The organism is Pseudoxanthomonas sacheonensis (assembly GCF_031455975.1).
Lineage (GTDB): Bacteria > Pseudomonadota > Gammaproteobacteria > Xanthomonadales > Xanthomonadaceae > Pseudoxanthomonas_A > Pseudoxanthomonas_A sacheonensis_A.
Genome location: NZ_JAVDTT010000001.1, coordinates 1,534,729 through 1,547,933, shown reverse-complemented (window position 1 = coordinate 1,547,933; position 13,205 = coordinate 1,534,729). Strand labels below are relative to the sequence as shown.

The window sequence follows — 13,205 nt, the reverse complement described above, 5'->3', positions numbered from 1 at the left end:
GACGGTCTGCAAGGATTCTAGACAGCGTTGGCGTCAGCCGCGTTGTGCAGTGCAGCGAGCGATAAAGATGTCACGCTCGGCAGTCGATCGGGGGTAAAGGCCTGCTTCGCCGACGCCAGGAAGGAAGCCGCATCGAAGCTCACCTCGACCGCAGAGGAGGCCTGTCCGAGTGCAAGCCAGGCCGCATGGAGCGCCGGTAGCGGATCGCCTGCATCGACCGCAGGGGCTTCGGAGGACTTGGATAATTTCTGCCCACCGGCATCTAAGATGAGCGGCAGATGCAAGTAGCGCGGCGTCGGCAGTCCCAATGCTTGCTGCAGCAGGATCTGGCGCGGCGTGGAATCGAGTAGGTCGGCCCCGCGCACGATATCGGTCATACCCTGCGCGGCATCGTCGACTACCACGGCCAATTGGTACGCCCACAAACCATCGGCCCGCTTCAAAACGAAATCGCCGACCTCGCGCCCTACGTCCTGGGCGATGCCGCCCTGCAGGCTGTCTTCGAAAGAAACCGTGGTGCCCGGCGGCACGCGCAGGCGGATGGCCGGATTCGTACGCTGAGCCTTGCCGGCGCAACGGTGATGGACGCCATTGCTCGCCGCCAGTTGGCTGCGGCTGCAATGGCAGGCGAAGGCTTTCCCCTCGGCTAGTAATCGATCCAGCGCGATTTGGTAAACATCCGAACGTCGGCTCTGCCATTCCACTGCGCCGTCGGAGCGCAGGCCGAAAGCGTCGAGGGCGGCGAGTTGTTGCGCGGCTGCGCCGGCGACCTCGCGCGGCGGGTCCAGGTCTTCCATCCGTACTAGCCATTGCCCGTTGGCATGGCGCGCCAGCAACCAGCTGCCCAGCGCAGCCACCAGCGATCCGAAATGCAGCGGACCGGTCGGCGAGGGCGCGAAGCGTCCGCGGTAGGAAGAGGTGTCGGGCATGGAAAGTCATTTCGGAAAGCTGAATCGTCGGTCAGTAACGCGCTTGAATTCAACTGCCGTCAACCGCAAATCGACATTCGAGCGGCCGTTGCGGTCCGCACTTGCCTACGAATCTACCGGAGTCCGTCGTGTTCAACCGTATTGCGCTGTTCCTTGCCACCAATCTGGCAGTGATGCTGCTGGCGGGCGTGGTCATGTCGCTGCTGGGAGTCAATTCCAGCCAGATGAGCGGACTGCTGGTGATGGCGGCGATCTTCGGCTTCGGCGGCTCGATCATCTCGCTGTTGCTGTCCAAGACCATGGCCAAGCGCGCCACCGGCGCGCAGGTCATCGTGCAGCCGCGCAACGAGGGCGAGCAATGGCTGCTGGCCACGGTGCAGCGCCAGGCGCAGGCCGCCGGCATCGGCATGCCGGAAGTGGCGGTGTACGACGCGCCGGAGATCAACGCGTTCGCGACCGGCGCCAATCGCAATAAGGCGTTGGTGGCGGTGTCGACGGGACTGTTGCGCAGCATGAGCCGCGACGAAGCCGAAGCTGTGCTGGGCCACGAAGTCAGTCATGTCGCCAATGGCGACATGGTCACCATGGCCTTGCTGCAGGGCGTGCTGAACACTTTCGTGATCGTGCTGGCGCGCGTGGTTGGCGGCATCATCGACAGCTATCTGTCCGGCAATCGCGAGAGCCGCGGCCCGGGCTTCGCTTACTACCTCATCGTCATGGCGCTGGAACTGGTGCTGGGTCTGTTCGCCACCATGATCGCGATGTGGTTCTCGCGCCGTCGCGAATTCCGCGCCGACGCAGGCGGCGCTTCGCTGGCCGGCCGCCAGAAGATGATCGCGGCGCTGGAGCGGCTGGACGCCAGTCACCGGCCGAGCACGTTGCCGGCGCAAGTGGAGGCCTTCGGTATCGCCGGCGGTATCGGCCAGGGCCTGAAGAAGCTGTTCCTGAGTCATCCCCCCATGCAGGAGCGGATCGCCGCGCTTCGCAATCAGCCAAGCACCGTCAGCTGACCGGGTCCTCTCGGCGAAAAAAAGCCCGCTTGAAGCGGGCTTTTTCCTGCTTTTTGGCAGGGCACGTCAGGAGAAGTCGTAGTTCATCAGGCCAGAAGGGGCCGCCAAGAAGAACCCTTCCACGTAATCCACGCCGACGCCGAACAGGAAGCTCATCGTGGCTGCATCCTGTACGAATTCGGCGATGGTCTGCATGCCTTCGGCCCGGGCGCGCTCGGCGATCTCCCGGATCTTGGGTTGGTGCTCGGTCATCTTGGCCTGGTCTTCGGTGAAGCCGCGGTCGATTTTCAGGAACGCCGGCTTGAAGTGGGTCAGCAATTGGAACGAATCCAGTCCGGAACCGAACTTTTCCAGCCCTATTTTGCAGCCCAGGCGCGAGGCGCCGGCGAGGAACGCCTGCGCCTGCCGGAGATTGGTGAAAACCTTTGCTTCCTGGACCTGCAGCCAAAGCCGCCCGCCCGGCACGTTCTGTTCGGCCAACTGCTGTTCTATCAACGACAGCAGGCGGTCGTCGGCGAACGAGAACGGGCTTACCTTGACCAGCATTTTTGTTTCCAGGCCAGCTCGGGCCCGTTCGCCGAGTATCTGGATGGAACGTTTCACCACCCAGCGATCCAGTGCGTCGAGCATGCCGTTGTCTTCGGCGATGCCCAGGAACGCGTGCGGCTGGACCAGTTCGCCTTCGTTCTCGAGACGAAGAAACGCTTCGTAGAACTCGCCGGGTTCTCCCTGCAGGCTGACCACGGGCTGGAAATGCAAGGTGAAGCCGTCGCTTTCCAGGGCTTCGCGCATCAGCCTGACCCAGCTCTGCATGCGCTCTTCCTCGGCCCGGTCCACGGCGCCCGGGTCGAAGATTTCGCTGCGATTGCCGCCGAGCGCCGCCGCATTCTGCAGACTCTCGCTGGCGCGGTTGAGGACCTGGCCGACGGTCGCGATCTTTTCGCCGATCTGCACGCCGCCGATACTGGCGGTGATGATGGCCGAGCGCGAGCCGACGTTGGTTGCATCCGAAGCGAAGGCCGCGAGAATCCTTTCGCTGAGATCGGCGGTCTGCGCATGGTCGCCCTTGAGCAGCACGGCGAAACTGCGTTCGCCGAAACGGGCCGTGGTGGTATCCGCTGGCAGCGTTTCGCTGAGGCGCGCGGCCAGGGCGGCGATCAAGGCGTCGGCCGAATCCAGTCCGAAATCCTGCAGCAGGCGCTGATAGTGGTCCGGTTCGACCAGCAGCAGGGCATGTTGACCCTCGCCGCGCGCGGCTTCGCTGACCACGTTTTCCAGCGCATGCAGGAAAGTCGAACGATTCAGCAGGCCGGTGACCATGTCGCGCTGGCGCAAACCTTCGACCTCGCGCGCCAGCTCCGGGTCCTGTTCGAATTCGCGGCGGCGGAACACGACCTGCACGCAGGACTCGCCCTCGTAGCTGGCGGTGGCGAACTCAAGCGAGGCGGGGAAGCTCTGCCCCTCCAGCGTTCTGGCTTCCAGTTCGAAGCGCGCCGGCGCCTCGCCTTTGCTCAGCTTCTTCAACAGCAGTTTGAACTCGGCCACGTATTGCGGCGCGACCAGATCCAGCAGCGACAGGCCTTCCACGTCTTCGAACGACTCGAAGCCGAACATCTCCAGGTAGGCCTCGTTGGCGCGGATGTGCATGCCTTCATGGATGTAGGCGATGGGGTCGCGCGAGGACGCGATCAAGGCGTCGCAGCGGCGCTCGGTCTCGCGCAGCTGGGCTTCCAGCAGACGCAGGGCGCGGCGCGCTTCCAGGTCCGCCCATTCCGACTGCAGCACCTTGAGCAGGTGTTCGTTGCGGCCGCGCAGGGCAATGGCGCGGGCGCCCAGGGCCAGGTCGCCGATGAGTCCGGCTTCGTCGATGGCGTCCGCCAGCGCGATCACCGGAATGTCCTTGCCGCTGGCCGCCACTTGCGCCAGCACGACCTCGAGCGAGATCGTCCGCGAAGACTTGGCGGCCAGGACCATGTCGATGGGTTGAGAAGCCAGCGTCGCGGCCAGTTCGGCCACATCGAGCGGACGGTGGGGACGGATGGCGATGCCGCCATTGCGGAATGCGCTGACGACCGCTTCGGCGTCTTCGCCGCTGTCGTCGACAATCATCAATCGAATCGTGGTGTCTTTGCCGATCTGCATGCAGCATATCCGCCGGGGGAGCGGGTTTAATACACGATGAGTGCGGGGGCGTCCATCTTGGATATCGCCGAAGTGGGCGATCAGTCGCGCCTTGGGCGCTGCCTTAGGGTCAGAGCGGACGCTTTCCCGTATCCCCGGCCACCTCACGCACCAACCTGGGCACCAGATAGCCGGAGACGCGGGCGGCGAGGCCGGCATGCAGGCTTCTGGCTTCCTGGTCCGGAACTTCGAAATGGGCGACGCCGGCTACCCGATCCAGTTGGTGCAGGTAGTAAGGCAGCACGCCGGCAGCGAAGCTGCGCTCGCTCAATTCGGTCAGGGCTTCGACGCTGTCGTTGACTCCGCGCAGCAGTACGGCCTGGTTGAGCAGCTGCGCGCCGGTACCGCGCAAGCCGGCCAGTGCGGCATCCACCTGGGCGTCGAACTCATTGGCATGGTTGGCATGCAGCACGACCGCTACCGGCCAGGGCAGTCGGGCCAACCATTCGAGCAGGCCGGCGTCCACGCGCTCGGGCAGGACGACCGGAAGACGGGTGTGGATGCGCAGGCGTTTGAGGTGGGGGATGCCCCTTAGCGCTTCGGTGAGTTCGGCCAGCTTGGACGTGGCCAGCGACAAAGGATCGCCGCCGGACAGGATCACTTCCTCGACGCTGGCGTCGGCGGCGATCGATTCCAACGCCTCGCGCCAGCCCGCGCGCGCCGCGTTTTCCTCCGCATACGGGTAGTGGCGGCGGAAGCAGTAGCGGCAGTTCACCGCGCAGCTGCCCGTGGCCACCAGCAGGGCCCGGCCGCGGTACTTCTGCAGCAGTCCGGTGCCCGCGCGCGCGGCGGCATCGCCCACGGCATCGAGCGATTCGAAGCCCGGGACCATGCGCATTTCGTCGTTCAGCGGCAAAACCTGGCGCAGCAGCGGGTCGCGGGCGTCGCCCTTGCGCATGCGGGCCACGAATCCGCGCGGCACCCGCAGTGGAAACCGCGTGGCGGCCTCGTCGGAGATGCGGTCGGAGAGCGCTTCCAGTCCCAGCATCGAGAGCAATTCCCGCGGGTCGCGTACCGCCTGGCGCCACAATTGTTGCCAGTGGGCGGGCTGCAATGGGGTGGGGTGGGCAGGGCTGGCGTGTAAGGAAACGGTGGCTGCAGGTATCATGGCGGTCTGAAAGCAAGCGCCTGCCGGTCCCGGCGGGCTTCCCATTCTATCCGGCCGGCCGCTGTACGCGGCGGGCTTGCCACACCTCAGGAGTTTCCCCATGGCCAGTTATGGCATGAACGACGTCAAGACCGGACAGAAGATCCTGGTCAACAACGAGCCCTGCGTCATCACCGAGACCGAATACGTCAAGCCGGGCAAGGGCCAGGCCTTCACCCGCATCAAGTACCGTTTCATCAAATCGGGCCGAGTGGTGGAAATGACCATGAAGGCGACCGACGACGTGGAAGCGGCCGACGTGGTCGACACCGACATGCAATTCCTCTACGCCGATGGCGAGTACTGGCATTTCATGCAGCCGGAAACCTTCGAGCAGGTCCAGGCCGACAAAACCGGCGTGGGCGACGCGGCCAAGTATCTGAAGGGCGAAGAACAGTGCGTGGTGACCTTGTGGAACGGCGTGCCGATCCAGGTGACTCCGCCCAATTTCGTCGAGCTGAAGATCATCGAGACCGACCCGGGCGTGCGCGGCGATACCTCCGGCGGCGGCGGCAAGCCGGCCACGCTGGAAACCGGTGCGGTCGTGCGCGTGCCGCTGTTCGTCGGCCAGGACGAGATCATCAAGGTCAATACGCGTACCGGTGAGTACGAGTCGCGGGTTAAGTAAGCCGATGACAGAGGCCGCCCGCGAAACCTGCGACCTCCTTATCGAAGCCGGCTTCGTGGTGCCGGTGGAACCGCACGGCGTGGTGCTGGAAGACCACGCCGTGGCTGTCTCGGGTGGACGGATCGTGGCGATCCTGCCCACCTCCGAAGCGCGCGCGCGTTTCGACGCGGTCGAAGTCGTGTCGAGACCGGAAGCCGCGCTGATTCCGGGGCTGGTCAACGCCCACGTCCACAATCCCATGACCCTGCTGCGCGGCGTGGCCGACGACTTGTCGCTGAAAGTCTGGCTGCAGCAGCATATCTGGCCGATCGAAGCTGCGGTTATCGGACCCGAGTTCGTCGCCGACGGCGTGACCCTGGCCATCGCCGAGATGCTGCGCGGCGGCACCACCTGCTGCAACGAGAACTATTTCTTCCCGGACGTGCAGGCCGCCACCTACAAACGCTATGGGTTCCGCGCGCGCGTGGGCCTGCCGGTGATCGATTTCCCGACCGCCTGGGCCAAATCGGACGACGAATACTTCGACCGCGCCGGCGAAGTCCACGACCAGTGGCGCGACGATGCGCTGATCGCCACAGCCTTCGCGCCGCATGCGCCGTACACCGTGTCCGATGCCAATTTCGAACACATCCGCATGCTGGCCGACCAGTTGGATCTGCCCGTGCACCTGCACCTGCACGAGACCGCGCAGGAAGTCGAACAGTCGCAGCAGAAACACGGCCAACGCCCTATCGCCCGTCTGAACCGGCTGGGCCTGATCAACGACCGCCTGATTGCGGTGCACATGACCCAACTGACGGAGGGCGAAATCCATCTTTGCGCCGAACGCGGCGTGTCGGTGGTGCATTGCCCCGAATCCAACCTCAAGCTCGCCTCGGGTTTCTGTCCTGCTTGCGCTCTGCAGCGCGCAGGCGTGAACCTGGCCATCGGCACCGACGGCGCGGCCAGCAACAACGATCTGGACATGTTCGGCGAAACCCGCACCGCCGCGATCCTGGCCAAGGCCGTGGCCGACGATGCCGCCGGTTTCGATGCCTTCAGTGCATTGCGCGCGGCCACGCTGGGCGGCGCCAAGGCGATGGGTTTCGACCATCTGGTCGGTTCGATCGAGCCTGGCAAACAAGCCGACCTGGTTTGCGTCGACCTTTCCGCGCTCGAAACCCAGCCGCTGCATCACGTGGTATCGCAACTCATCTACGCCACCGGCCGCCACCAGGTCAGCGATGTCTGGATCGCCGGCAAGTCCAGGCTGGCCAAGCGCGAACTGGTCGAGATGGATATGGCTGGAATACTGGCCAATGCCAAGCAATGGCGGGCACGTATCGCGCAGATCGTACGTTGACCGGCAACCGAGAAGGAAATTACGCATGACCCGTTCCACCACCGGCGCCAAGGAAAACTTCGACCAGGCCGAGCTGGACAAATTCGGCGCACTGGCCAATCGCTGGTGGGACCCGCAAGGCCCGCAGAAGGCGTTGCACGCGCTGAATCCGGTGCGGCTGGATTACGTCAAGCGACGCATCGCCTTGCGCGACGCGTCGGTACTGGACGTCGGCTGCGGCGCCGGCCTGCTCAGCGAAGCCTTGGCCAGGGAGGGCGCGCTGGTCACCGCGACCGACTTGGCGCCGGAACTGATCAAGGTCGCCAAGCTGCACAAACTGGAATCGCAGATCAGCGTCGATTACCGCCTGCAATCGGTGGAGTCGCTGGCCGCCGAACAGCCGGGCAGCTTCGACGCGATCACCTGCATGGAAATGCTGGAGCACGTTCCCGACCCGTCCGCGATCGTCGCCGCTTGCGCAACCCTGCTGAAGCCGGGCGGACAATTGTTCCTTTCCACGCTCAACCGTACTCCGGCCGCCTTCGCGCTGGCCATCGTCGGCGCCGAATACGTGGCGCGGCTGCTGCCCAAGGGCACGCACCACTACCAGGATTTCATCAAGCCTTCCGAGTTGGCCGCGTGGTTGCGCGCCGCGGGCCTGCAGTTGGAAGACGTCAGTGGCCTGGCCTACGAGCCCTGGCGCAACGCGGCGCGCATCATCGGTCGCACCGATGTGAACTACCTGGCCTGCGCCAGAAAACCGTTGTGACTGCGACCCTATGACTGTGGCCGAATGACGCTGATCCGTTTTCCACGGGCGGTGCTGTTCGACCTGGACGGCACCTTGCTGGACAGCGCGCCGGACATGCTGGCGACCGCTAATCTGTTGCGCGATGCGCAAGGACTGGCGCCGATGGCGCTGGCGCAGATCCGTCCGCATGTGTCCAAGGGTTCGCGGGCGATGCTGGCTGCGGCCTTTCCGCATCTTGAGGGGGTCGAGCGGGAGAAAATGGTGCCGCTGTTTCTGGACATCTATCTGCAACAACTGGGCAGGCACAGCGTGTTGTTCGCTGATATCGAAGCGATGCTCGCGGCGCTGGAAGCCGATGGCGCTGCCTGGGGCATCGTCACCAACAAACCCGAATACCTTGCCCGCGAAATCCTGCCGCAGCTCGGCTGGGAAACCCGCTGTGCGGTACTGATCGGCGGCGATACCCTGGCGGAGAAGAAGCCGCATCCGCTGCCGTTGCTGGTCGCCGCCGAGCGCATGGGCTTCGCCGCCGGCGACTGCGTGTACGTGGGCGACGACGAGCGCGACATCCAGGCGGCCCGCGCTGCGGGCATGCCTTCGATCGCCGCCCTGTGGGGGTATCGCCAGGATCACGAGGATCCTGCCGAGTGGGGCGCGGATGCGATCCTGGAAACCCCGGGCGACTTGCTCGACGCGGCTCTTTGGCCCGCCAGCCGCCACTGAAGTGACCGACTCGACCGCACTCGACGGCTTCCTGGAAAAATGGCGCACCCGTTGGCCGGAATGGCGGGTGGTCGAAGTATTCGTTCCGCTGTCGCAACGCCAGCTCGCCGTGGCCTGGTTCGCCCTGCTGCAGGAATTCACCGATGCGATGAACATCGCTGGCGATCCCTTGCCCGCCGATGCCAAGCTGGCCTGGTGGGGCGAGGAACTGCGCGACTGGAGCAGGCAGCGTTCCCGGCATCCGCTGGGTCGCGTGCTGGAGCCCAACCGCGCGCCATGGTTCGAGCTGGCGGAAGCGCTTCCGGCCTTGATCCGGTTGCGCGAACGCCCGCTGGAGCCGGCGGCGGCATTCGAACTCACAAGGCCTCTGGCAACGGCGGTCGCCCATGTGGAGTCCGCTTTGTTCGGCTCGGCGAGGACAGGACAGCCGCTGGTTCAGGCGATCAGCGCACAGTGGCTGGCGACTCGGCTGGACGGAGCGGGGGATGCGGCGATCCCGGTCCATTTCGGCAATCACGCCGATTCCTCCCAGCGCGGCTGGTCTCAGCAGTTGCTCGAACAATGGCCTGCACGCAATGGCGGCGCCGTTCCCCGCAGGCTTTGGTCGGCGCTGGCCCGGTCGCGGTTGCAGCGTTTCACCGCGGCTGGGGAAGGTTATGCGCCCTTGTCGCCGGTGCGCGCACTGTGGCTGGGATGGCGCGCTGCCAGGCGGCGCTGACGTAACGGACCGTTGCAGGGGCGTCCAGTCCCGAGCCGGTACAATCGCAACCCTGACCTGCCCCCCACGGTTTCCCCAGATGTCCGCTTCACGCCCCGATCTTCTACATACCGTTCCTCCGCGTACCGATCTTCCCGATGTCGCCGACCATGCCGTGCCCTTGGCGCGCGCACTGGACTGGGTAGGCATGGAAGGCATCGCTCTGCCGGTACGCGTGCCCGATGGCGCGGGCGGGCAGCTGCAGGTCGCCGCCAGTATCGATCTGTCGGTGAACCTGGCCAATCCAGAGGCGCGCGGCATCCATATGTCGCGGCTCTACCTGCAACTGCAGGCCGGCCTGGCGCGCGAAGCCATCACTCCCGCCGGCCTGCGTCACCTGCTGCAGGAAAGCATCGCCTCGCAGTCGGGTTTGGCCTCGCAGGCGCGGCTGAAGATCCGCTACGAAGCGCTGCTGCAGAGGCGCGCGCTGGAAAGCGAGTTCACCGGTTGGAAGCGTTACCCGGTGGAGATCGAAGCCACGCTGAGCGAAGGCCACCTGCAGCTGGCGCTGGGTTTCTCGCTGGAGTATTCCAGCACCTGTCCGGCTTCGGCTGCGTTGTCGCGCCAGGCCAACGCCGAGCGTTTCTCCGAGGATTTCGCCGCTGCGCGTCCGCTGTCGGTGGGCGTGGTCCACGATTGGCTCGAATCCGAGCGCGGCCTTGCCGCCACGCCGCACGCGCAGCGCAGCCGCGCGCAGGTACGGGTGGAACTGCGCGCGCAGTTCGACGAGTTGCCGCTGGTACCCTTGATCGACGCCTTGGAAGCGAGCCTGGCCACCCCCGTGCAGACCGCGGTCAAGCGCGTCGATGAGCAGGCCTTCGCGCGCCTGAATGCCGAAAATCTGATGTTCTGCGAAGACGCGGCGCGCCGGGTGGCGTCCGTGTTGTCGGCCGATCCCCGCATCGAGCGTTACCAGGCGACCGTGGCGCATTTCGAAAGCCTGCATCCGCACGATGCGGTAGCGCGGGTCAGCGGCACGAATCCCTAGCCGGCGAGATCGTATGGGTGTGCCGCGGCGGTGGTACGACTTAGGGTCGTAGAAAGGTCGTAGGAGCGACGTAAGTCGCGAAGGATTTTTGATTCAAAGCTTCATTCGCGACTTACGTCGCTCCTACGCCGCTCCTTTGGCGTTATTTGCGCTCCAGCACCAACAGCGGATCGATTCGCACGTCGAACCGCGCCCACCGGATCTTGATGTGTTGGTGATGACGAACGCGCCGCAGCGCGCGGTGAAGATGAACCGCCGTGAAGGCTATTTCCGCTCCAAAACCAGCAGCGGGTCGATCCGCACATCGAACCAATTCATCCCCCAATGCAAATGCGGCCCCGTCGCGCGTCCGGTGGCGCCCACTGCAGCGATGACCTGGCCTTGTTCCACGCGGTCGCCTACCTTCACATCGATGCGCGACAGGTGCAGGAAATTGGAGCTAACGCCGAAGCCGTGGTCCAGCAGCAGCGTGCCGCCGGTGAGGTAGAGGTCGGGCGCGGCGAAAGTCACTACGCCCGCCGCGGGCGCCTTGACCGGCGTACCGGCCGGCGCCGCGATATCCATGCCGGAATGTCCCGCGCCGGGCTGTCCGTTGTAGACGCGGGCATTGCCGAAGCGACCACTGATGCGGCCCTGTACGGGCCACACGAAGGGTTTGGCGAAGTCGGTGCGATCGTCGTCGCGCGCCCGCGCGGCGGTCACCAGCGCTTGTTCGCGCTTGATCCTCTCGGCGATGGCGGGTGGCGGGTTGACGGTCTTCGGCGGTACGCCGTCGACCTGTTCCTGAGGCCACTCGCGGGGCGTCACCGCGATCTGCGCCGCATCACGGATGCCATCGGGCCGTTTGATCTCGACTTCCAGCGGCCCCGGCTCGTCGCGGCCCACGCCGAACACCACCGTGCCGTAGCCGCTGACACGCAGATCGCGCCCCGCGTAGCGCACCGTGCTGCCGGGCGGCACCTTGCCCAGCACCAGTCCGCCTTGAGGCACGCTGGCCGGAAAGACTATTTTCGTATCCAGCGAAGAGGAGTTCTGTTGCGCGAAAACGGAAGCGGGAAGCAGAGCCGACCATAGCAGCAGCGCGAAAACCTTCCTCAACGATCGAACTCCAGACGCTGTCCGTTCGGTGTACCCATCAGGTGTTCGCCATTCCATACCATGCGTCCGTTGACCCAGGTCGCGCCGACGCGCGACTGGAAAGTGGTGCCCTCGAAAGGCGACCAGCCGCACTTCGACAGTACGTCCTCGCGGCGCACGGTGAACGGTTCGTTCTCCACCAGCACCAGGTCGGCCCAGTAGCCTTCGCGCAGGTAACCGCGTTCCTTGACGTCGAACAGCTGCGCCGGCGCATGCGCGAATTTGTTGACGATCTGGGCGACGGTGGATTTCTTCTCGTGCACCAGTTCCAGCGCCGCCACCAGCGCGTACTGCACCAGCGGCAAGCCGGAGGGCGCCTGCGAATAAGGCCTTGATTTCTCTTCCAGCGTATGCGGCGCGTGGTCGGTGGCCAGTACGTCGATGACGTTGTCGGCCAGCGCGCGGATCAGGGCTTCGCGGTCGCTGGCATCCTTGATCGCGGGGTTGCATTTGATCAGATTGCCCAAGCGCCCGTAGTCGCTGCGGTCGAAGCGCAGGAAATGGACGCAGGTTTCGGCGGTGATCCGTTTGCGCACGCCGTCGCTGCGGACCAGCGGACCGGCCTGGAACAGAGCCAGCTCGTCGGCAGTGGAGATATGCAGCACATGCAGGCGGGTGTCGTGCTTGCGCGCCAGCGACAACGCAAGCCGCGTGGATTTGATGCAAGCCTCGCGCGAACGGATGTCCGGATGGCATTCCACCGGAATGTCCTCGCCGTACTTCACCTTGAACAACGCCAGGTTGGCATCGATGGTCGGCGTGTCTTCGCAGTGGGTGATGATGGGGGTGGGGGCCTCGCGGAAGATGGCGTCCAGCGTGTCCGGGTTGTCGACCAGCATGTTGCCGGTGGAAGCTCCCATGAACACCTTGATGCCCGGCGAAGTCTTCGGGTCCAGCGTGCGCACCGCTTCCAGATTGTCGTTGCTGGCCCCCAGATAAAAGCCGAAGTTGCTCCAGGCCCGGCCCGCGGCGCTGCGGTATTTGGCCTCCAGCGCGTCGGCATCCAGCGTAGGCGGAGTGGTGTTGGGCATGTCCATGAAGGTGGTCAGGCCGCCTGCCGCCGCCGCCGCCGATTCGCTGGCGATGTCGCCTTTGTGGGTCAGGCCGGGTTCGCGGAAATGCACTTGGTCGTCGATCATCCCAGGCAACAACAAGCGCCCGCCGGCCTCGATCACCTGGTCGCCAGGTTGTGCGCTCAGTTGTCCGCCTACGTGGGTGATGCGGCCATTGGCGAAACGCAGGTCGCCGTCGAACTCGCGGCCTTCGTTGACCAGACGGGCGTTGACTATCAGGGTGCCGGGCATCAGGGGGTTCCAGTGGACGGGGAAGGGTGGACGGGCTTTTCAGGCACGGGATCGTGCCCGCCCGGATGGAAGGGATGGCAGCGGCCGACGCGCCGCAACGCCAGCCAACTGCCCTTCAGCGGACCGAAGCGACCGATGGCCTGCATCGCGTATTCCGAGCAGCTGGGCGCAAAGCGGCAGCGCGGGCCTAGCAGTGGACTGATGAAGCGCTTGTAAAACCGCAGAATGAGAATGAGGAAACGGCCGACCATGTCCCGATGATATGCGAGTTGGTGAGAGAGGTCATTGAACCAGTGGTTGCCGCACCCGACCGGGTAGGCTATAAAGAC

Annotated in this window: 13 protein-coding genes; 7 read left to right on the top strand and 6 right to left on the bottom strand. The window is 65.1% G+C overall.

What is annotated here, in order from left to right; all coding sequences use genetic code 11:
- Positions 1 to 17 precede the first annotated feature (17 nt).
- Entirely contained in the window at positions 18 to 929 is a 912-nt protein-coding gene (gene gluQRS, locus J2W94_RS06970) for a tRNA glutamyl-Q(34) synthetase GluQRS (RefSeq protein WP_310091439.1), read from the bottom strand.
- Positions 930 to 1,057: 128 nt separating this feature from the next.
- Here gluQRS and htpX point away from each other — a divergent pair, with 128 nt between their 5' ends.
- Positions 1,058 to 1,939 carry a protease HtpX gene (gene htpX, locus J2W94_RS06965; protein WP_310091436.1) on the top strand — a complete coding sequence of 294 codons (882 nt, stop codon included), beginning with the start codon at positions 1,058 to 1,060 and terminating at the stop codon, positions 1,937 to 1,939.
- Positions 1,940 to 2,005: 66 nt separating this feature from the next.
- On the opposite strand, the gene J2W94_RS06960 is transcribed toward htpX, so the two are convergent.
- Both J2W94_RS06960 and epmB read right to left on the bottom strand, forming a co-directional pair.
- Positions 2,006 to 4,081 carry an EAL domain-containing protein gene (locus tag J2W94_RS06960; protein WP_310091434.1) on the bottom strand — a complete coding sequence of 692 codons (2,076 nt, stop codon included), beginning with the start codon at positions 4,079 to 4,081 and terminating at the stop codon, positions 2,006 to 2,008.
- A 109-nt stretch (positions 4,082 to 4,190) separates the two neighbouring features.
- Entirely contained in the window at positions 4,191 to 5,228 is a 1,038-nt protein-coding gene (gene epmB, locus J2W94_RS06955; RefSeq protein WP_310091432.1) for an EF-P beta-lysylation protein EpmB, read from the bottom strand.
- Between the two features lie 100 nt (positions 5,229 to 5,328).
- On the opposite strand from epmB, the gene efp reads away from it, so the two are divergent.
- From efp to folE2, 6 genes are all read left to right on the top strand, one after another.
- Complete coding sequence (gene efp, locus J2W94_RS06950; protein ID WP_310091430.1) at positions 5,329 to 5,895, top strand: elongation factor P; 567 nt, start codon at positions 5,329 to 5,331, stop codon at positions 5,893 to 5,895.
- A 4-nt stretch (positions 5,896 to 5,899) separates the two neighbouring features.
- Positions 5,900 to 7,237, top strand: coding sequence for a TRZ/ATZ family hydrolase (locus tag J2W94_RS06945; protein ID WP_310091427.1), 1,338 nt, complete (start codon positions 5,900 to 5,902; stop codon positions 7,235 to 7,237).
- A gap of 25 nt (positions 7,238 to 7,262) precedes the next feature.
- Complete coding sequence (gene ubiG, locus J2W94_RS06940) at positions 7,263 to 7,985, top strand: bifunctional 2-polyprenyl-6-hydroxyphenol methylase/3-demethylubiquinol 3-O-methyltransferase UbiG (protein WP_310091425.1); 723 nt, start codon at positions 7,263 to 7,265, stop codon at positions 7,983 to 7,985.
- A 24-nt stretch (positions 7,986 to 8,009) separates the two neighbouring features.
- Complete coding sequence (locus tag J2W94_RS06935) at positions 8,010 to 8,690, top strand: phosphoglycolate phosphatase (protein WP_310091423.1); 681 nt, start codon at positions 8,010 to 8,012, stop codon at positions 8,688 to 8,690.
- A gap of 1 nt (position 8,691) precedes the next feature.
- A complete protein-coding gene (locus J2W94_RS06930; protein WP_310091421.1) occupies positions 8,692 to 9,408 on the top strand; it encodes a phytoene/squalene synthase family protein in 717 nt (238 codons plus the stop codon).
- A gap of 79 nt (positions 9,409 to 9,487) precedes the next feature.
- On the top strand, positions 9,488 to 10,435 hold the full coding sequence (gene folE2 / locus J2W94_RS06925; protein ID WP_310091419.1) for a GTP cyclohydrolase FolE2: 948 nt from the start codon (positions 9,488 to 9,490) through the stop codon (positions 10,433 to 10,435).
- A 264-nt stretch (positions 10,436 to 10,699) separates the two neighbouring features.
- Here the strand turns inward: folE2 and J2W94_RS06920 are convergent, their stop codons facing one another.
- Genes J2W94_RS06920 through yidD form a run of 3 tightly spaced genes read right to left on the bottom strand, consistent with a single transcriptional unit; the run spans position 10,700 to position 13,127 of the window.
- Positions 10,700 to 11,533 (bottom strand): M23 family metallopeptidase, encoded by an 834-nt coding sequence (locus J2W94_RS06920; RefSeq protein ID WP_310091417.1) that lies wholly within the window; start codon positions 11,531 to 11,533, stop codon positions 10,700 to 10,702.
- A complete protein-coding gene (locus J2W94_RS06915; RefSeq protein WP_310091416.1) occupies positions 11,530 to 12,876 on the bottom strand; it encodes a dihydroorotase in 1,347 nt (448 codons plus the stop codon). Before J2W94_RS06915 ends, J2W94_RS06920 begins: the two co-directional genes overlap by 4 nt.
- On the bottom strand, positions 12,876 to 13,127 hold the full coding sequence (gene yidD / locus J2W94_RS06910) for a membrane protein insertion efficiency factor YidD (protein ID WP_093279813.1): 252 nt from the start codon (positions 13,125 to 13,127) through the stop codon (positions 12,876 to 12,878). Before yidD ends, J2W94_RS06915 begins: the two co-directional genes overlap by 1 nt.
- Positions 13,128 to 13,205 lie beyond the last annotated feature (78 nt).